16 protein-coding genes and 1 tRNA gene are annotated in these 17,366 nt (G+C 65.8%); 11 read left to right on the forward strand and 6 right to left on the reverse strand.

Going from position 1 to position 17,366, the window contains the following annotated elements:
• Complete coding sequence (locus HU735_RS08175; protein ID WP_186713086.1) at positions 1-1,515, forward strand: tripartite tricarboxylate transporter permease; 1,515 nt, start codon at positions 1-3, stop codon at positions 1,513-1,515.
• Positions 1,508-2,533: an AbrB family transcriptional regulator gene (locus tag HU735_RS08180; protein ID WP_186713087.1), complete on the forward strand. Its 1,026-nt coding sequence runs from the start codon at positions 1,508-1,510 to the stop codon at positions 2,531-2,533. Before HU735_RS08175 ends, HU735_RS08180 begins: the two co-directional genes overlap by 8 nt.
• 36 nt (positions 2,534-2,569) lie before the next feature.
• Here the strand turns inward: HU735_RS08180 and ung are convergent, their stop codons facing one another.
• Positions 2,570-3,262, reverse strand: coding sequence for a uracil-DNA glycosylase (gene ung / locus HU735_RS08185; RefSeq protein ID WP_050703957.1), 693 nt, complete (start codon positions 3,260-3,262; stop codon positions 2,570-2,572).
• Between the two features lie 128 nt (positions 3,263-3,390).
• Between ung and HU735_RS08190 the strand changes: the two genes are divergently transcribed.
• Positions 3,391-4,497: an enoyl-CoA hydratase/isomerase family protein gene (locus tag HU735_RS08190; protein ID WP_186713088.1), complete on the forward strand. Its 1,107-nt coding sequence runs from the start codon at positions 3,391-3,393 to the stop codon at positions 4,495-4,497.
• Between the two features lie 13 nt (positions 4,498-4,510).
• On the opposite strand, the gene HU735_RS08195 is transcribed toward HU735_RS08190, so the two are convergent.
• Positions 4,511-4,948, reverse strand: a complete 438-nt coding sequence (locus tag HU735_RS08195; protein WP_186713089.1) for a hypothetical protein — start codon at positions 4,946-4,948, stop codon at positions 4,511-4,513.
• A gap of 212 nt (positions 4,949-5,160) precedes the next feature.
• Here HU735_RS08195 and HU735_RS08200 point away from each other — a divergent pair, with 212 nt between their 5' ends.
• The 8 genes from HU735_RS08200 to nadS all read left to right on the forward strand — a co-directional run bounded on the left by HU735_RS08200 (position 5,161) and on the right by nadS (position 11,670).
• Positions 5,161-6,651, forward strand: coding sequence for a diguanylate cyclase (locus HU735_RS08200; protein ID WP_186713090.1), 1,491 nt, complete (start codon positions 5,161-5,163; stop codon positions 6,649-6,651).
• Positions 6,644-6,865, forward strand: coding sequence for a cysteine-rich CWC family protein (locus HU735_RS08205; RefSeq protein WP_186713091.1), 222 nt, complete (start codon positions 6,644-6,646; stop codon positions 6,863-6,865). Before HU735_RS08200 ends, HU735_RS08205 begins: the two co-directional genes overlap by 8 nt.
• A gap of 34 nt (positions 6,866-6,899) precedes the next feature.
• A complete protein-coding gene (locus tag HU735_RS08210; protein WP_186713092.1) occupies positions 6,900-7,592 on the forward strand; it encodes a pseudouridine synthase in 693 nt (230 codons plus the stop codon).
• A 379-nt stretch (positions 7,593-7,971) separates the two neighbouring features.
• The gene (locus tag HU735_RS08215; protein WP_186713093.1) at positions 7,972-8,856 is read left to right on the forward strand and encodes an alpha/beta hydrolase; all 885 of its coding nucleotides are present in this window, start codon (positions 7,972-7,974) and stop codon (positions 8,854-8,856) included.
• A 115-nt stretch (positions 8,857-8,971) separates the two neighbouring features.
• A tRNA-Gly gene (locus tag HU735_RS08220) sits at positions 8,972-9,045 on the forward strand.
• Between the two features lie 188 nt (positions 9,046-9,233).
• On the forward strand, positions 9,234-10,934 hold the full coding sequence (locus HU735_RS08225; protein ID WP_186713094.1) for a SulP family inorganic anion transporter: 1,701 nt from the start codon (positions 9,234-9,236) through the stop codon (positions 10,932-10,934).
• Between the two features lie 131 nt (positions 10,935-11,065).
• The gene (locus HU735_RS08230; RefSeq protein ID WP_186713095.1) at positions 11,066-11,386 is read left to right on the forward strand and encodes a type II toxin-antitoxin system RelE/ParE family toxin; all 321 of its coding nucleotides are present in this window, start codon (positions 11,066-11,068) and stop codon (positions 11,384-11,386) included.
• Positions 11,383-11,670 (forward strand): NadS family protein, encoded by a 288-nt coding sequence (nadS, locus tag HU735_RS08235; RefSeq protein WP_186713096.1) that lies wholly within the window; start codon positions 11,383-11,385, stop codon positions 11,668-11,670. Before HU735_RS08230 ends, nadS begins: the two co-directional genes overlap by 4 nt.
• Positions 11,671-11,708: 38 nt before the next feature.
• Here the strand turns inward: nadS and HU735_RS08240 are convergent, their stop codons facing one another.
• The 4 genes from HU735_RS08240 to HU735_RS08255 form a co-directional block, all read right to left on the reverse strand.
• Positions 11,709-13,304 (reverse strand): alpha/beta hydrolase-fold protein, encoded by a 1,596-nt coding sequence (locus HU735_RS08240; RefSeq protein ID WP_186713097.1) that lies wholly within the window; start codon positions 13,302-13,304, stop codon positions 11,709-11,711.
• A gap of 7 nt (positions 13,305-13,311) precedes the next feature.
• Positions 13,312-15,675, reverse strand: a complete 2,364-nt coding sequence (locus HU735_RS08245; RefSeq protein ID WP_186713098.1) for a TonB-dependent receptor — start codon at positions 15,673-15,675, stop codon at positions 13,312-13,314.
• A 79-nt stretch (positions 15,676-15,754) separates the two neighbouring features.
• The gene (locus tag HU735_RS08250) at positions 15,755-16,717 is read right to left on the reverse strand and encodes a FecR domain-containing protein (protein ID WP_186713099.1); all 963 of its coding nucleotides are present in this window, start codon (positions 16,715-16,717) and stop codon (positions 15,755-15,757) included.
• A complete protein-coding gene (locus HU735_RS08255) occupies positions 16,710-17,246 on the reverse strand; it encodes an RNA polymerase sigma factor (protein WP_186713100.1) in 537 nt (178 codons plus the stop codon). The genes HU735_RS08250 and HU735_RS08255 overlap by 8 nt, the downstream gene beginning before the upstream one ends.
• Positions 17,247-17,366 lie beyond the last annotated feature (120 nt).

Consider the following 17,366-nt stretch of genomic DNA (forward strand, 5'->3'; position numbering starts at 1 on the left):
ATGGATACCTTGAGCTACCTGGGCCAGGGCTTCGGCGTCGCCCTGAGCCCATACAACCTGGTCACCGCCCTGACCGGCACCCTGATCGGCACCGTGGTCGGCCTGCTGCCGGGCCTGGGCCCGATCAACGGCGTGGCCCTGCTGATCCCCATCGCCTTCGCCCTCGGCCTGCCGCCTGAGTCGGCGCTGATCCTGCTGGCCGCGGTATACCTGGGCTGCGAATACGGCGGGCGGATCAGCTCGATCCTGCTGAACATCCCCGGCGAGGCCTCCACCGTGATGACCACCCTCGACGGCTACCCCATGGCTCGCCAGGGCCTGGCCGGCGTGGCCCTGTCGCTGTCGGCCTGGAGTTCGTTCATCGGCGCCTTCATCGCCACCTGCGGCATGGTGCTGTTCGCCCCGTTGCTGGCGAAATGGGCGATTGCCTTCGGGCCGGCGGAGTACTTCGTGCTGATGGTGTTCGCCATCGTCGCCCTCGGCGGCATGGCCGGCGACAAGCCACTGAAGACCTTCATCGCGGCGCTGATCGGCCTGTTCCTCTCGGCGGTGGGCATCGACGCCAACAGCGGCGTATACCGCTTCACCGGTGACAGCGTGCACCTGGCAGACGGCATCCAGTTCGTGGTGCTGGTGCTGGGCCTGTTCTCCATCAGCGAGATCCTCTTGCTGCTGGAAAAGACCCACCACGGTCACGTGGCGGTCAAGGCCACCGGACGCATGCTGTTCAACTTCAAGGAAGCGGCCTCGGTGTTCTTCGTCAACATCCGTTGCGGCCTGCTGGGCTTCTTCATGGGCGTATTGCCGGGTGCCGGCGCGACCCTGGCCAGTGCCGTGGCCTACATGACCGAAAAACGCATCGCCGGCGACAAAGGCAAGTTCGGCAAGGGCGACGCTCGTGGCCTGGCCGCGCCGGAAACCGCCATCGGCGCCTCCTGCTGCGGCGCCCTGGTACCGATGCTGACCCTCGGCGTGCCAGGCTCGGGCACCACCGCGGTGATGATCGGCGCGCTGACCCTGTACAACATCACCCCCGGCCCGCTGCTGTTCGAACAACAGCCGGACATCGTCTGGGGCCTGATCGCCTCGCTGTTCATCGCCAACCTGATGCTGATCATCCTCAACGTGCCGATGATCCGTGTCTTCACCCGCATCCTCGCCGTGCCGAACTGGGCGCTGGTGCCGGTGATCGCGATCATCACCGCGATCGGCGTGTACGCGGTGCATGCCACCACCTTCGACCTGTTCCTGATGGTCGGCATCGGCATCATGGGCTACATCCTGCGCAAGCTGGACTTCCCGCTGTCGCCGATCCTGCTGGGATTCATCCTCGGCGGGCTGATGGAACAGAACCTGCGCCGCGCGCTGTCGATCTCCAACGGTGAACTGGGCATCCTCTGGTCGAGCCCGATCAGCATGGGCGTGTGGGTGCTGGTGGTGTGCATGCTGAGCCTGCCGCTGCTGCGCATCTGGCGCAAACGTGCCCTGCAGCGCCGGGCCATGGCCGATGCCTGATCGGTCGTTGCCTCTGTTCTGGGCCACCGGGCTGGTCGGTCTTGCCGGCGGATTTCTCGCCAGCAAGGTCGGCTGGCCCTTGCCGTGGATGGTCGGCTCGTTGCTGGCGATCATCCTGGTGCGCTGCCTGACCCCCTGGCAGCTCAGCGAAATCCCCAATGGTCGCAAATGCGGGCAATGGATCATCGGCATCGGCATCGGCCTGCACTTCACCCCGGCGGTGATCGAGCAGGTGGCCAGCCACTTCGCGCTGATCTTCTTCGGCGCGCTGTTCACCACCCTCTCCAGCGTGATCAGCGTGTGGCTACTGCGGCGCACCGGTGAAGATCGCGCCACGGCGTTCTTCGCCAGCATGCCGGGCGGCTCGGGCGAGATGGTCAATCTTGGCGCGCGCAACGGCGCGGTGCTCAGCCAGGTGGCCGCGGCGCAGAGCCTGCGGGTGCTGGCGGTGGTGCTGTGCGTGCCGGCGCTGTTCAAGTTCTTGCTCGGCGATGGCGTGCCGCTGAACCATGCCGGCAGCGTGAGCTGGGGCTGGCTGGCGTTGATCGCGCCGCTGGGGGTGCTGGTGGCGCTGCTCTGGCAGCGCCTGCGCCAGCCCAATCCCTGGTTGTTCGGGCCGTTGCTGGTGGCAGCCAGCGTGAGCCTGGTGGGCAACCTGCAGATCGGCTTGCCCAATGGCGCCAGCCAGATCGGCCAGTGGCTGATCGGTAGCGGCCTGGCCTGTCACTTCAATCGTGCGTTCTTCCGCCGGGCGCCGTCGTTCCTTGGCCGGACCTTGCTCGCCACGGCACTGTGCATGCTGATCGCGGCAGGCGCGGCCTGGGCGTTGAGCCTGCTGACGCACCTGGACCTGCGCTCGCTGACGCTGGGGATGATGCCCGGGGGCATCGCCGAGATGAGCCTGACGGCGGAGACCTTGCAACTGTCCGTGCCGCTGGTGACGGCGTTGCAGGTGATGAGGCTGTTGTTCGTGCTGTTCCTGGCCGAGCCGTTGTTCAGGCGCTGGGCGAGGTCATGAAATCAAAGGGCCGCGAAGCGGCCCTTTGATTTCATATCACAACGGTGGCAACGCCCAATCGATCGGCGCCATCCCGCGTTGCTCCAGGAAGCTGTTGGTACGGCTGAAATGCCCGCAACCAAAGAACCCACGGTAGGCCGACAGCGGTGACGGATGCACCGATTTGAGCACCAGGTGCTTGCTGGCATCGATCAGCTTCTGCTTGCTCTGCGCATGGGCGCCCCACAGCAGGAACACCACGTTCGGGCACTGCTCGCTGACCACCTGGATGATCCGGTCGGTGAAGAACTCCCAGCCTTTCTTCGCGTGGGACGCGGCATTGGCGCGCTCCACGGTCATGGTGGTGTTGAGCAGCAGCACGCCCTGCTCGGCCCAGCTCTGCAGGTAGCCATGCGCGGGGATCGGCAGGTTGAGGTCGCGCTGCAGCTCCTTGTAGATATTGACCAGCGACGGCGGCGTGGGGATGCCCGGCTGCACCGAGAAGCACAGGCCATGGGCCTGGCCCGGACCGTGGTACGGGTCCTGGCCAAGGATGACCACCTTGACCTGCTCCAGCGGCGTGGAATTCAGGGCGTTGAAGATCAGCGGCCCAGGTGGGTAGATCTCCTTGCCGGCGGCGTACTCCGCACGCAGGAACTCGCGCAGCTGCTGCATGTAGGGCTGGTCGAACTCGGCGCGCAGCGCGGCTTTCCAGCTGGGTTCGAGTTTGATGCGATCGTCGTCGGTCATGGGGGCATCCAAAAGCAAAGTGCCGCGACACTAGGAAAGCCGGGCCGGCTTGTCAATCGATCCGACCGACGACCGGCAGCTTCGCCGCGGCAGGCCATACTGAGGGGATGACCTGCGCGAGGTAGTCCATGTCCATTCAATGCGAGGTACTGACCGGCGCCGACGGCGCCCGTATCGGCATCGCCACCCTGGACGCGCCCAAGGCGCTCAACGCCCTGACGCTGCCCATGATCGAAGTGCTCGACGAACGGCTGCACGCCTGGGCCAGCGACCCCGGGATCGTCTGCGTGCTGCTGCGCGGCAATGGGCCGAAGGCCTTCTGTGCCGGCGGCGATGTCCGCGCCCTGGTCGAGGCCTGCCGCGAACATCCCGGTAGTGTGCCACCGCTGGCCGCTACCTTCTTCGCCAGCGAGTACCGCCTCGACCATCGCCTGCACACCTACCCCAAACCCTTGCTGTGCTGGGGCCACGGCCATGTACTGGGCGGCGGCATGGGCCTGCTGCAAGGCGCCGCAGTACGCATCGTCACCCCCAGCAGCCGCCTGGCGATGCCGGAAATCAGCATCGGCCTGTACCCGGATGTCGGCGCCAGCTGGTTCCTCGCCCGCCTGCCGGGCAAGCTCGGCCTGTTCCTGGGGCTGACCGGGGCCCCGCTCAACGCCCGCGACGCGCTGGACCTGGACTTGGCCGATCGTTTCCTGGGCGAGCACCAGCAGGAGGCGCTGATCGAAGAACTGCTGCAATTGAACTGGCAGGAGCAGACCGCCCTGCAGCTCAACAGCCTGCTCAAGGCCGAGCAGCACCGCGCCTGCGCCGAACTGCCGCAAGGCCAGTGGCTGGCGCGCCGTGCGGTGATCGACGAAGTGCTCGACGTGGCCGATCCGGTGGCGGCCTGGCGGGCCCTGGCCGGTCTGGCCACGCACGCCGATCCCTTGCTGGCGGCGGCGGGCCAGCGCCTGCACGAGGGCTGCCCGCTGACCGCGCACCTGGTGTGGGAGCAGATCCGTCGGGCGCGGCACCTTTCGCTGGCGCAGGTATTCCAGATGGAATACACCCTGAGCCTGAACTGCTGCCGTCACCCGGAGTTCAGCGAAGGGGTGCGCGCCCGCCTGCTGGACAAGGACAACACTCCCCGCTGGCACTGGCCGGATGTGGCGCAGGTGCCAGCGGCGGTGGTGGAGGCGCACTTCAGCAAGGTCTGGGAGGGGCGGCATCCGTTGGCGGAACTGGGATGACGTCAGTGCCCTGTCACCGCGACCAGCCCCGCTCGCCACCCCGGCCCCCATCGGGTCGACGGTCACGGTTGCCCTGCCCGTTGGAATGCCAGCGATCGCCCCGGCGATCGTCATTGCGGTAGTCGTGGCGGTCGCGATCCCGACCGTAGTCGTAGCGCTGGCGGTTGCCATAGTCGTAACGCGGATTCCCGTGCCAGCGCGGTTGCATGCCGGGCGCCGGATAAGGTCGGTACTGCGGCACCGGCGCCGGCCTGTAGTAACGCGGCGCAGGCTGGTAGTAGTAACGGGTCTGCGGCACTACATAGTAGCGGTCCTGACGGTAGTAGCCTGGGTAAACGTAGCGATCGCTGGTGTAGTAGTCGCTGCGGTAGTAGCCGCCGCTTTCGTAGTAAGGCGCGCAGCCGGAAATGAGCAGTCCAAGCAGGACGACGAGCAGGATTCGTGGGTACATGGCGGCCTCCTGGACCGCAGGGGTGCCCGGCACAGCGGCGCTGGCGGGCGTCGACGACAAGCTGTTGGTCGACACTGGATAAGACCGTCGCGACAGGGTTCAGTGCCATTTGCGCAACAAATTGAAACAGGTCCTATACCCCTGAAAAACATGCAGTCATTTTTCAGTCATCTCACTAGAATGTGGCCACCGGCACACCTCACGGGACGATCATGCCCTCGCCTTCCGCCCTGTTCTCGCAACGCTCGCTGATCTTCGCCCTGCTGCTGTTGCTGGCCGGCGGCTTCCTGGCCACCTCGTTGCTCGGCTACTACGCCTCGCGCGGGGCGATCCGCGACGGCATCATCAATACCGAGCTGCCGCTGACCTCCGACAGCGTCTACTCGGAAATCCAGAAGGACCTGATCCGCCCGGTGCTGATCGCCTCGATGATGGCCCAGGACACCTTCCTGCGCGACTGGGTGCTGGCCGGCGAGCAGGACACCGGGCGCATCACCCGCTACCTGGGCGCGGTGATGGGCAGCCAGGCCACCTGTACCAGCTTCTTCGTCTCCGACCGCAGCCTCACCTACTACCAGGCCAAGGGCGTGCTCAAGCAGGTGCGGGCCGACGCCTGGCGCGACGCCTGGTACTTTCGCTTGCGCCAGTCGAGCAAGCCCTACGAGATCAACGTCGACCTGGACATGGCCAACCAGGACAAGCTCACCGTGTTCATCAACCACCGCGTGCTCGACTACCAGCAGCGTTTCATCGGCGCCGCCGGCGTGGGCTTGAGCGTGGAATCGGTGGTCCGCCTGATCGACGACTACCAACGGCGCTACCAGCGCTCGGTGCTGTTCACCGACGCCCGGGGCAAGGTCCTGCTGACCGGCTCCGACGGCGGCCCTCATGGCCTGCGCGCCGGACAGCAACTGGCCGACAGCAGCCAGTGGCAGGACCTGCTGGCACGCATGCCGACACCGGCCAGCGGCAGCCACGAGTACACCGACAACGACGGCCACAGCCATTTCCTCAATGTGCGTCTGCTGCCGGAACTGGACTGGTACCTGCTGGTGGACAAGCGCGAAACCGGCGCCCTGGACCGCATCCGCCAGTCGCTGTACCTGAACCTGGTGATCTGCGCCATGATCACCCTGGTGGTCCTGTCGCTGCTCAATGCCATGATCAAGCGGCACCAGGACAACGCCGAGGCACTGGCCACCCTCGACAGCCTCACCGGCCTGCCCAATCGACGCAGTTTCGACCTGCTGGCCGGCCAGGCGCTCATCGAAGCCCAGCGCGACAGCGCGCCGCTGGTCGCCCTGCTGATCGACCTCGACCACTTCAAGACCCTCAACGACACCCATGGCCACCTGGCCGGCGACGAAGTGCTGCGCCAGTTCGCCAATGTGCTGCAGAGCAGCCTGCGCCAGTCCGATATACTCTGCCGCTGGGGTGGCGAGGAGTTCGTCGTGCTGCTGCGCGAAGCCGAAGGCCGCCAGGCCATCGAGGTGGCGGAAAAGATCCGCCGGCGCACCGAGCAACTGACCTTCAGCCATGCCGACCAGCCACTGCGCCTGACCGTGAGCATCGGTCTATCCGCCCTGCAGCGCGACGACAGCCTGCACAGCCTGCTGACCCGCGCCGACCACGCGCTCTATCGTGCCAAACAAGGCGGACGCAACCGCGTCTGCAGCGAAATGCCCGGACCCGACCATGCCTGATCCTCAATGCTGCCCCGCCTGCGGCGCCCTCAACCAGTGCGGCCTGGCCGACCCGCGCAACGCCGCGCAAGGCTGCTGGTGCTTCGAAGTGGCCATCGACCCGGCGCTGATCGAGGCCCTGCCTGCCGAGCTGCGCGACAAGGCCTGCCTGTGCCCGCGCTGCGCGCAGGTCGATGAGCAGCTCAAGGCAGCACCAGCGCGTACGATCCGCTAGACTGCGCGCCGATTTCCCGCAAGCGACCCGTCCCATGCGCCTCGACCGATTCCTCGGCAACCTGCCCTGCTACAACCGCCAGCAAGTGCGCCTGCTGCTGGCGCAGCGGCGCGTGCGCGTGGATGGCCTGCCGACCGGCGACCCGCTGCTGGAGGTGCGCGAGTTCAACCGCGTCGAGGTCGACGAGCAGCTGCACCAGGCCGGGCGTCCGGCGCGCTACCTGATGCTGCACAAGCCCGCCGGGTGCGTCAGCGCCACCCAGGACCCGCAGCACCGCACCGTGCTCGACCTGCTGCCGGCGGAGCTGCGCGATGACCTGCACATCGCCGGGCGCCTGGACTACAACACCACCGGGCTGATGATCCTGACCAACGATGGCCAGTGGTCGCGGCGTCTGACCCAGCCACGGACCAAGCAGCCCAAGACCTATCTGGTGCACACCGAGGACGAAATCGGTGCACATTACATCGATCGGTTCCGCGAAGGGTTCTACTTCGCCTTCGAAGATCTCACCACCCTGCCCGCGCAGCTGGACATCCTCGGCCCGCGCAGCGCGCGCCTGGCCATCGTCGAGGGCCGCTATCACCAAGTGAAACGGATGTTCGGACACTTCCAGAACAAGGTGGTGGGACTGCACCGGGAAAGCATGGGGTCGATCACACTGGACCCGATATTGCATCCGGGAGCGTTCAGGGCGCTGACCGCCGAGGAAATCGCCTCGGTCTGAGCGGACCCGCCATTCGGCGGTTTCCCACGAAAGATTGCCTGAACGGCACTTGCGCGATCCCGCCCTCCCTGCTTGACTGCTAACTCGTCGGTCTGCATGTGACTTATCAGTCACAAGCGCAGTCCAAGACGCCCTTTACCGGCCACCCGGGGTCTCGATGCCCAGGGGCACGGTAATCGCCCGCACAACAATACCGTCGTCTACAAGCGTCAAGGATCGACACAAGGGCCCACCGGTTTCAGTTCCAGGCGAATGCCTACCTGTCATAAAGCACGTGCACCCTAATGGCCTGTCCGGTCGATTCGGCGCCCAACCCGCCTGCCGATCGCACACGCCACCAGGTGACGCGAATACCCTTTTTGCGCCAGGAGTCGATGACATGAGGCCAGAAATCGCTGTACTTGATATCCAAGGGCAGTACCGGGTTTACACGGAGTTCCATCGCGCGGAAGGCGCCGAGAAGACGATCATCCTGATCAATGGCTCATTGGCCACCACGGCGTCCTTTGCACAGACAGTGCGCAACCTGCACCCACAGTTCAACGTGGTGCTGTACGACCAGCCGTACGCCGGCAAGTCCAAACCCCACAACCGCCATGAACGGCTGCTGACCAAGGAAGCCGAGGCACACATCCTGCTCGAGCTGATCGAACACTTCCGTGCCGATCACGTGATGTCGTTCTCCTGGGGCGGCGCCTGCACCTTGCTGGCGCTGGCGCACCAGCCGCGGCTGGTGAAGAAGGCCATCGTCAGCTCGTTCTCGCCGGTGATCAACGAACCGATGCGCGACTACCTGGAGCGCGGTTGCCAGTACCTGGCCGCCTGCGACCGCTACCAGGTGGGCAACCTGGTCAACGACACCATCGGCAAGCACCTGCCGTCGCTGTTCAAGCGCTTCAACTACCGGCATGTCAGCAGCCTGGACAGCCACGAGTACGCGCAGATGCATTTCCACATCAACCAGGTGCTAGAGCATGACCTGGAGCGGGCGCTGAAGGCCGCGCGCAACATCGACATCCCGGTGCTGTTCATCAACGGCGACCGCGACGAGTACACCACCGTCGAGGATGCCCGCCAGTTCAGCCGCCATGTCGGACGCAGCCAGTTCAGTGTGATCCGTGACGCCGGCCACTTCCTCGACATGGAGCACAAGGCCGCCTGCGAGGACACCCGCAGCGCAATGCTCGGTTTCCTCAAGCCGGCGCTGCGCGAAACCCGCCACCGCTACACACAGGAAGCGGGGCAGCATGCACTGGCCATCTGAGCGCATCGGCGTCCTGTAGCCCTCGAAAACCGCAGGCTACGGGCCGCCGACTGGCTTTTTTACAGCCTTGGGCTTCTCATTCGGGGAGGGTTCTGGTAAAAAGTCGTGCTTCGAAGCGGGTATAGTTTATTGGTAAAACTATAGCTTCCCAAGCTATTGAGGAGGGTTCGATTCCCTCTACCCGCTCCAACTCGCATTCCCCGCACGACGTTCCAACAACGTCGTCGCTGTCAAAAGGAGCCTCGGCTCCTTTTTTCGTGTCCAGCGTTCCTTTCTTGATCTGGCCCATGACCATTGCCGCGCCGATTGGCTTGAATGCCCAGTGATTCGCGGTGCATAACCGCTACGCTTTCTGAAACATCTCCAAAGGATTGCACATGTTTCTCTCCCGCTGGCTACCAGGCCTGGCCAACCTGTTGCACTACCGCCGCGAGTGGTTCCACGCTGACCTGCAGGCCGGCCTGTCGGTGGCCGCGATCCAGATCCCCATCGCCATCGCCTATGCGCAGATCGTCGGCCTGCCGCCGCAGTACGGTTTGTACGCCTGCGTGCTGCCGATGATGGTCTATGCCCTGATCGGCAGCTCACGCCAGTTGATGGTCGGCCCGGACGCCGCCACCTGCGCCATGATCGGCGGGGCCGTGGCGCCGCTGGCCATGGGTGATGCGCACCGCATCGCCGAGCTGTCGGTGATCGTCACCGTGCTGGTGGGCGTGATGCTGATCGCCGCCGGGGTGGCTCGGGCCGGCTTCATCGCCAGCTTCTTCTCGCGGCCGATCCTCATCGGCTACCTCAACGGCATCGGCCTGAGCCTGCTCGCCGGGCAGTTGTCGAAGGTGGTGGGCTTCAAGATCGAAGGCGACGGCTTCATCCTCAGCCTGGTCAATTTTCTCCAGCGCCTGGGCGAGATCCACTGGCTGACCCTGGCCATCGGCCTGGCCGGGTTGGGCCTGCTGATCTGGCTGCCACGACGCTATCCGCGACTGCCGGCGGCACTGGTGACCGTGGTGGTGTTCACCGCCCTGGCCGGGCTGTTCGGTCTTGACCGTTATGGGGTAGCGATCCTCGGCCCGGTGCCGGCGGGCATCCCGGAACTGGCCTGGCCGCAGAGCAGCCTGGCGGAAACCAAGAGCCTGCTGCGCGACGCCCTGGGTATCGCCACCATCAGTTTCTGCAGCGCCATGCTCACTGCCCGCAGCTTTGCCGCCCGCCACGGCTACGCGATCAACGCCAACCACGAGTTCCTCGCCCTGGGCGTGAGCAACCTGGCCGCCGGCATATCCCAGGGCTTCGCCATCAGCGGCGCCGACTCACGCACCGCGGTCAACGACATGGTCGGCGGCAAGAGCCAGCTGGTGGGCATCATCGCCGCCCTGGTGATCGCCCTGATCCTGCTGTTCTTCACCGCGCCCATGGCCTGGATTCCCCAGGCCGCGCTGGGCGCGGTGCTGCTGATGGCCGGCTGGGGGCTGATCGACGTGAAGTCGCTCAAGACCATCCGCAAGCTCAGCCGTTTCGAGTTCTGGCTGTGCCTGCTGACCACGGTCGGCGTGCTCGGCCTGGGCGTGTTGCCGGGCATCGTGTTCGCCGTGACCCTTGCCATCCTGCGCCTGCTCTACAGCATCTACCAGCCCACCGACGCCGTGCTGGGCTGGGTGCCGGGCATCGAGGGCCAGGTGGACGTGCGCCAGCACAAGGACGCCCGCACCGTGCCAGGCCTGGTGGTGTACCGCTTCGACGACGCGATCCTGTTCTTCAATGCCGACTACTTCAAGATGCGCCTGCTCGAAGCCGTGCAGGGCGTGGAGAAACCACAGGTGGTGCTGTTCGACGCCGAAGCCGTGACCAGCATCGACGTCAGTGGCGTGGCGGCCCTGCGCGAAGTGCGCGACACCCTCGCCGCCCAGGGCATCCACTTCGCCATCGCCCGCGCCCGTGGCACCTTCCTGCGCATGCTGGTGCGTTCCGGGATGGCGCGGGAGATGGAGGAGAAGCTGCTGTTCGGCTCGGTACGGGCGGGGATTCGGGCGTATCGGGTGTGGCGCAACAGGGCTCGACGGGAGGGAGCAAGCGAGTAAAGGAAAGGTACTACGCCATCACCAGAAGAGAATGATGCAGCGCCACAGTCACCACTCTGTAGCCTTGCCATTCATCTTCAACTCGTAGCATTGATCCCAAGATCAGCTACGCCAATGGCGTACCTTCTGCTATGATCTTCACCGAAACAGCCATCTTTACCAAACGCGTCAGAGAGTTGCTCGATGATGAGGCCTACCGAATGCTTCAAGTCCGTCTCATGATGTGCCCCGACGCGGGAGAGCTTGTTGAGGGAACCGGTGGCCTGCGCAAGATCCGCGTCCCGGCAAATGGACATGGAAAGCGTGGTGGCGCCAGGGTCATCTACTACCACTTCGTCGCCGCATCCCAAATTGCCATGCTGTATATCTATCCCAAGAATGAACAGTCAGACCTCTGCGCCACGCAGCGCAAGGCACTGAAAGCTGTTATCGAACACTGGAGCCAGCCATGAGCCGTTTCTTCGACGAACTGATGGAAAGCGTTGAACAAATGGATGAGATCATCCAAGGTCAACGCCCTCCCTCCCGCCAGTTCGAAATCGACGCCCTCCAGGTCAGGAGCATCCGCAAGGCGACCGGGCTATCTCAGGCACGCTTTGCCGAGATGATCGACGTGCAGGTGGCCACCTTGCGTAACTGGGAGCAGGGACGTCGAGAACCTACAGGGCCGGCCAAAGCCCTCCTGAGGGCCATCCACAACGATCCTGATCATGTTCTGAAAGCACTTTCCCACTGAGCACGCACGACATCCCTTGAACGGGACGTCTACTCGATTTACGGCACACAAGCCCGCGCAACAGCCTGTGTCCCCTGCCCAAGCAAGCTGATCAACCCACAGGGCAGGCTCCCCCGCCACTGCAGGTAGTCATGGCCGGCAGGAAACTCCACCTGTTCCACCCGGTACCCCTTGGCCAGCAGCACATCGCGCAGATGGCGGTTGGTATCGAGGATCCTCGGCCCCTCGAACAGCCCCGCCTGCAGGTAGAACCGCAACGGCTGACGCGGCGCCTTGACGTACTCGCGGGTCAACCAGCCGGGCTCATCGCCGGCCATCGGCCACCAGTAGGAACCGGACATGCTCAGCACATTGCCGAACAATTCCGGGTGCCTGAGGCCCATGTAGGCCGACGCCAGGCCGCCGTAACTGGACCCCGCGACCACGGTGCGCGAAGCCGGTGCCGCCAATCCCTGGCGGCTGGCCCAGGGCATCAGCTCCTCGGCCATGAACCGGGCGAACAGTGGGTTGGGCGGCAACTCCCGCTCGCGGCTTTCGCTGCTGGGGTTGGCGATGATCAGTGCCGCGGTGGGCGGGATCAGGCCGTCGGCCATCAGGTTGTCGAGTATCGTCGGGGTCGGCACCTGACGGGTGTAGGCATGGGCATCGAACAGTACCAGCAAGGCCTGGTCAGCCTTGCCCGGGCGCCAGCCCGCCGGGCGGTAGAGGTAGATATCGCGCTCGTTGCCCAGCACCTCGCTGGCCAGGCGCTTGCGCTCCAGGCTGCCACGCGCCACCCCGGCACGCTCGGCCACCCACGGCTGGGGCGCCGCATCCACAAGCTCCAGCCGTGAGCGCGACAACCAGGCATCGCCGCTGGCGTCGGCGAAGCTGTTCGGGTTGAGCGGGTCGCGCCGGGTGCTGGCGAGGATCACCCGGCGGTCGTCGGACACCGGCACATCCGGCGCCATCTGATAACTCAGGCGGGTGGCCGCGGGCACCTCGAAGCTGTGGAACCAGACATCGCTCGCGCCCAGCCGGGACAGCGGTTCGTGATTGCCTGTGGGGGCGCCGAACATCCGCACGTTATCCCGCGCCCCACGCCAGAGGAAGGTGACCAGGCGCTTTCCGGGTTGCCCGGGGACAGCCTCGACCAAGGGCGTTCCCTCACTGGCACGTGCCTGCCAGAACGCTTCGCTAGTGCCACCAGTTGCCAGATGCTGCTGCAGGGCGCGCAGGGTCGGGCTGGCAAGGGGCGCGAGCGTACGGCGTTGCTCGCCGACAGGCAGGACCTGCTCCAGGCTCAGGCTGAAGCGCGCCGCCGGGCGGATCGCCAGGGGTTCGGCGCGCACCGCGTAGTGACCATCCTGCGGCGCGACGAAGAGAAACTCGCGGGGCTGGTCCAGGCCGTCGATCAGCAGGCGCAACGGCCGCCCTTCAGCGTCCAGCAGGCGCAGGCTGACGTCTCCGTCGACCCGCCCCCGCACCAGGTCCCCGGCCTTGAGGGCCAACTGCCAGACTGGCGGATGCGCAGCACCCACCTGGCCGGCGACCGGTTTTCCAACCTCGAGATCGGCGGGCGCGGCCGCCAGGGCCGTATTCGAACAGAGCACGGCCAGCAGCCATGCACCGCCCAAGCGCTTGAATCTCTGCATACCCACCTCAGAAGTCGACGCTGGCGGAGAGTTTGAGCGTGCGCGGTTCACTGACGGTGGCGTAGCCATCGTTGAATACACCGGCCCAGTAGGCGCGGTTCTCGACGTTCTCCAGGCTGGCGCGCAGGGTCACCTCCTTGCTCAGCACCTTGGTCGCGTAGCGGGCACCGAGGTCGTAGCGGGTCCACTGCGGGATCTTCAACTGGTTGGCGGAATCGAGGTACTGGGAGCTGCTGTGGATACCCAGGGCGGTCAGGGTCAGGCCCTCGACCCCAGGCAGGTCCCACTCGGCGCCAAGGTTGGCCGACCAGGCCGGCACGCCACGGGCGGTGTTGCCGTCCATCGCGCCATTGGCGGTCTTGCTCAGCACCGCACGGGTGTAGGTCACGCCACCGAGCAGGCGCACGCTGGGGACGACTTCGCCGAACATCGTCCATTCCACGCCACGGTTGCGCTGCTCGCCGTCATCGTTGTAGCGATTGCTGGGCTTGTCGTAGATCATGCTGGGCTTGTCGATCTGGAACACCGCCAGCGTGTGGGTGAAGTCGTCCAGGTCCCATTTCACCCCGGCCTCCATCTGCTTGGCAACATAGGGCGCGAACTGCTCGCCGTAGTTGGCGGCCTTCTGGTCGGTGACCATGCCGCCCTGGGTCAGGCCCTCGATGTAGTTGGCATACAACGACACCGGCGCTTCCCAGGGCTTGAGCACGATACCCACGGCCGGGGTCAGCTTTTGCTCGTCGTAAGAAGGGTTGCTCATCTTCTGCCGCACACGCTGGGAGCGGACTCCGAGGGTGAGCAGCACACGCTCGTCCATGAAGCCCAGGGTATCGGCCACGGCAAAGCTCGACAGGGTGTTGTCGCCGGTCTTGGTGCTGCTGCCGTGGTCGCCGGCAATGATCGCCTTGCCCGGGTGGTAGATGTTGGTGGGGTACTTGGCTCCGGTGACTGTCGGCGCACGGCCGATGTCCTGGTGCAGCAAGGTGGTGCTGAGCACCATCTGGTGGCTGACCGGGCCGGTCATGAAGTTGCCGCGCAGACCGGCCTCGGTAGACAGGCTGTGGGTGTATCCGGCCTGGTTGTAGGTTTCCCCCGTGGCCGTGCCGTCGGCCTTGTTCACCACCACCCGGGTGCCGTTGAGAAACCCGTCGTAGCGGGTGCGGGCGCCACCGACGCTGGCGTAGGCGGTCCAGCTGTCATCCAGCTGGTACTCGCCACGCACCACCACGGCCTTGCTGATCTGCCGGGCGTGGATGCCTTCAAGGATGTTGGTGTCCGGCTTAGGTGCACGGGTTACATGATTGAGGCCACTGAAGCCGGCCATCATCGGGCTGCCGTTCTCCAGTTTCTCGTGGTTTTCGTAGGCATCCAGTTCGAGCTTGAAGTCGTCGCCCCGATAATCCAGGGCCAGCGCCGCCAGGGTACGGTCCTTGGACTGTTCGTCGACGCCCGTGTCGCCGCTGCCATAGACGCCATTGAAGCGAATGCCAAAGCGGCCATCGGCGAAACGCCGGCCGACATCGATATGCTCGGCGACATAGCCATCGGAGACGTAGCTGCTGGTCAGGCGGGTCAGCGGCGTATCGCCGGCACGCTTGGGCACCAGGTTGACCACCCCGCCCACGCCACCGTTGGGCGCCATGCCATTGAGCAGCGCGCCCGGCCCCTTGAGCACCTCGACGCGTTCGAGGAATTCGGTCGGCACGTGGCCATCGGGCGCCAGGCCGTAGAGCCCCCCCAGCGCCAGCTCGGTGGAATCCAGGGCATAGCCACGGATCATGAAGTTCTCGTAGGCATGCCCTTCACCGGTGCTGAAGCGGATCGACGGGTCATTGCGCAACACCGCGCCGACCGTGCCGCTCTGCTGGTTCTCGATGGTCTTGGCGGTGTAGGCGGTGACGCTGAAGGGGGTGTCCATCAGGTCGCGGTTGCCCAGCATGCCGATGCGCGCGCCACGGGCCACCTGGCCACCGCTGTAGCTTTCCGGCAGGTCGCTGTTGAAGCCCGAGGCATTGATCGTGGTCGCCCCCAGGGTCAGGGCACCTTGGTCGGTCGGGCCGCGCAGGATGATCACACCGTTTTCTTCCACCGCCACCAGGTCGCTGCCGGCCAACAGCTGGCGCAGGGCCTGCAGCACCGTGTAGCGGCCCTGCAAGGCTGGCGCGCTGCGCCCGGCCAGTACTCGGCTGTCGGCGGCGATCGCCACCCCCGATGCATGGGCCAGGGCATGCACCGTGGCCTCCAGCGACTGACCCGGCAGGTCGAGGTTCAGCGGCTGGCTGTCGGCCAGGGCCAGGCCGCTGCCGCCAAGGGCGCAGGCCAGGGCCAGGCGCCGCAGGGTGCCAGGGAAGCGGGAGGTCAAAAGCGACATGATCGGTCCTTGCAGGAGGTGGGTTCACTGCTGATGACGCGGCAGCGGCGGTTTACCCCTCAAAACAATTTGCGGGATTTCAGCGCGGTGCGACCAGGCGCTGCGCCCCCTGCTCCAGCAGCCTGACCGGCAGGATCCCCGGCAACGCTTCGAGCAACACCTCGGGGCGGTCGCTCGGGAAACTGCCCGTCAAGCGCAGGTTGGCCACCCCCGGATCGACCCGGACGGTCCGCCCGACATAGGCATTGAGCTCGCCAATCACCTCGACCAGCGGCTGGTCGGTGAACGACCACCAACCCCGCTGCCAGTGCGCCAGGTCCGGACCGAACCGGCCACCGACACGCAAGCTGCCCAGCCGCCCCTGGCCATCCAGGCAGATGCGTTCGCCGGCCTGCAGCACCTGCTCGCCGCCCTGCAGGTCGCGCACCTGGACCCGCCCCCTGGCCACCGCCACCTGGACCCGGTCGCCACGGTCGCTGACCGTGAAGGAGGTGCCCAGCACCTGCACCACGCCCAGGCGCGTGCTGATCAGGAACGGTCGCCACAGCTCATGGGCGACATCGAAGAACACGTTGCCGTGCAGCAGCAGGACCTGGCGCTGGCCATGATCGAAACGCACGCGCAGGTTGCTTTCGGCCGCCACCAGCAACTGGCTGCCATCGGGCAGTGCCAGGGCCCGCGGCGCCTGCGCGTGGACCGTCTGCAGGTCGTGGTGGAACGGCGCGGTGCGCTTGTACATCCAGCCCAGCCAGCCACCTGCGGCCAGCAGCACGGCCAGCGCGCCGCCCTGGCGCAGCACCCGCCGACGACCGACATCGCAGGCCTGCGGTTGCAACGCGCCACGCAGTTGCGGCGCGAGGCGGTGAACCATCTGCCAGCGCTGCTCGGCTTCCCGCCAGGCGCGCTCATGCTCGGCGCTGCGCCCGCGCCAGCGCTGCGCCAGGCCGTGAGTCTTGCGCACGCGTTCCGGATCGTCCCCTTGCAGCGCCGCCAGGTAGACCAGCGCCTGCTGCACCTTGCGCGGCGCGGCCGACTCAGTCATGACGGCTCGCCAGGCGCAGCTCGGACAGGTCGAAGACCGCCCGGGCGATATGCAGCTCGACCGACTTGGCCGACAACGCCAGGGCCTCGCACACCTCACGATGACTGTGGCCGTGCAGGCGCACGCGGACGAACACCTCGCGACGCAGCCTGGGCATGCGTTCGATGCGGGCGATCAGGTGCTGCAGCTGTTCGCGCGCGATCATGATCTCTTCCACGCTGGGGCTGAGCCAATCGGCCCGCGCCAGCCAGTCTTCCAGCGCCGCCAGTTCGGTGCTGCGCCGGCGGTACTGGTCGATGCACAGGTTGCGCGCCGCCTGGAACAACAAGGCGCGGGCATTGATCACCGGTGCGGTGAGCGCATGGGCATAGGCCTGGGCGAAACTGGACTGGGCGATGTCGGCGGCGTCGTCAGGATTGCGCAGCCGCCCGCAGAGGTAGCGGCGCAGATCGCTGTAATGGGCGAGCAGATCGTCGACGGCCGCCTTGAGGGCCGGTCGGGCGTGCCAAACGCTGGAAAGGGAGGTCATTGCGGATGTGGCGAGGGCCGTTAATAGGAATTCCTATCATTCTCACACATGTCATTCGGCCATCGCTAGTGTCCTGTCTCGGGAATACGTTCTCTTTTGGCGAGTGGCTTGGGTGTTCGG

Origin of the sequence: Pseudomonas sp. BW16M2, from assembly GCF_014268865.1 — a bacterium.
Lineage (GTDB): Bacteria > Pseudomonadota > Gammaproteobacteria > Pseudomonadales > Pseudomonadaceae > Aquipseudomonas > Aquipseudomonas peradeniyensis.

Coding starts and splice junctions, on each gene's coding strand:
- HU735_RS08215 (WP_186713093.1), top strand. CDS start 7,972: ATGAGGCCAGAAATCGCTGTACTTGATATCCAAGGGCAGTACCGGGTT.
- HU735_RS08175 (WP_186713086.1), top strand. CDS start 1: ATGGATACCTTGAGCTACCTGGGCCAGGGCTTCGGCGTCGCCCTGAGC.
- HU735_RS08245 (WP_186713098.1), bottom strand. CDS start 15,675: ATGTCGCTTTTGACCTCCCGCTTCCCTGGCACCCTGCGGCGCCTGGCC.
- HU735_RS08225 (WP_186713094.1), top strand. CDS start 9,234: ATGTTTCTCTCCCGCTGGCTACCAGGCCTGGCCAACCTGTTGCACTAC.
- HU735_RS08210 (WP_186713092.1), top strand. CDS start 6,900: ATGCGCCTCGACCGATTCCTCGGCAACCTGCCCTGCTACAACCGCCAG.
- HU735_RS08195 (WP_186713089.1), bottom strand. CDS start 4,948: ATGTACCCACGAATCCTGCTCGTCGTCCTGCTTGGACTGCTCATTTCC.
- HU735_RS08180 (WP_186713087.1), top strand. CDS start 1,508: ATGCCTGATCGGTCGTTGCCTCTGTTCTGGGCCACCGGGCTGGTCGGT.
- HU735_RS08205 (WP_186713091.1), top strand. CDS start 6,644: ATGCCTGATCCTCAATGCTGCCCCGCCTGCGGCGCCCTCAACCAGTGC.
- HU735_RS08240 (WP_186713097.1), bottom strand. CDS start 13,304: ATGCAGAGATTCAAGCGCTTGGGCGGTGCATGGCTGCTGGCCGTGCTC.
- HU735_RS08200 (WP_186713090.1), top strand. CDS start 5,161: ATGCCCTCGCCTTCCGCCCTGTTCTCGCAACGCTCGCTGATCTTCGCC.
- nadS (WP_186713096.1), top strand. CDS start 11,383: ATGAGCCGTTTCTTCGACGAACTGATGGAAAGCGTTGAACAAATGGAT.
- HU735_RS08230 (WP_186713095.1), top strand. CDS start 11,066: ATGATCTTCACCGAAACAGCCATCTTTACCAAACGCGTCAGAGAGTTG.
- ung (WP_050703957.1), bottom strand. CDS start 3,262: ATGACCGACGACGATCGCATCAAACTCGAACCCAGCTGGAAAGCCGCG.
- HU735_RS08250 (WP_186713099.1), bottom strand. CDS start 16,717: ATGACTGAGTCGGCCGCGCCGCGCAAGGTGCAGCAGGCGCTGGTCTAC.
- HU735_RS08190 (WP_186713088.1), top strand. CDS start 3,391: ATGTCCATTCAATGCGAGGTACTGACCGGCGCCGACGGCGCCCGTATC.
- HU735_RS08255 (WP_186713100.1), bottom strand. CDS start 17,246: ATGACCTCCCTTTCCAGCGTTTGGCACGCCCGACCGGCCCTCAAGGCG.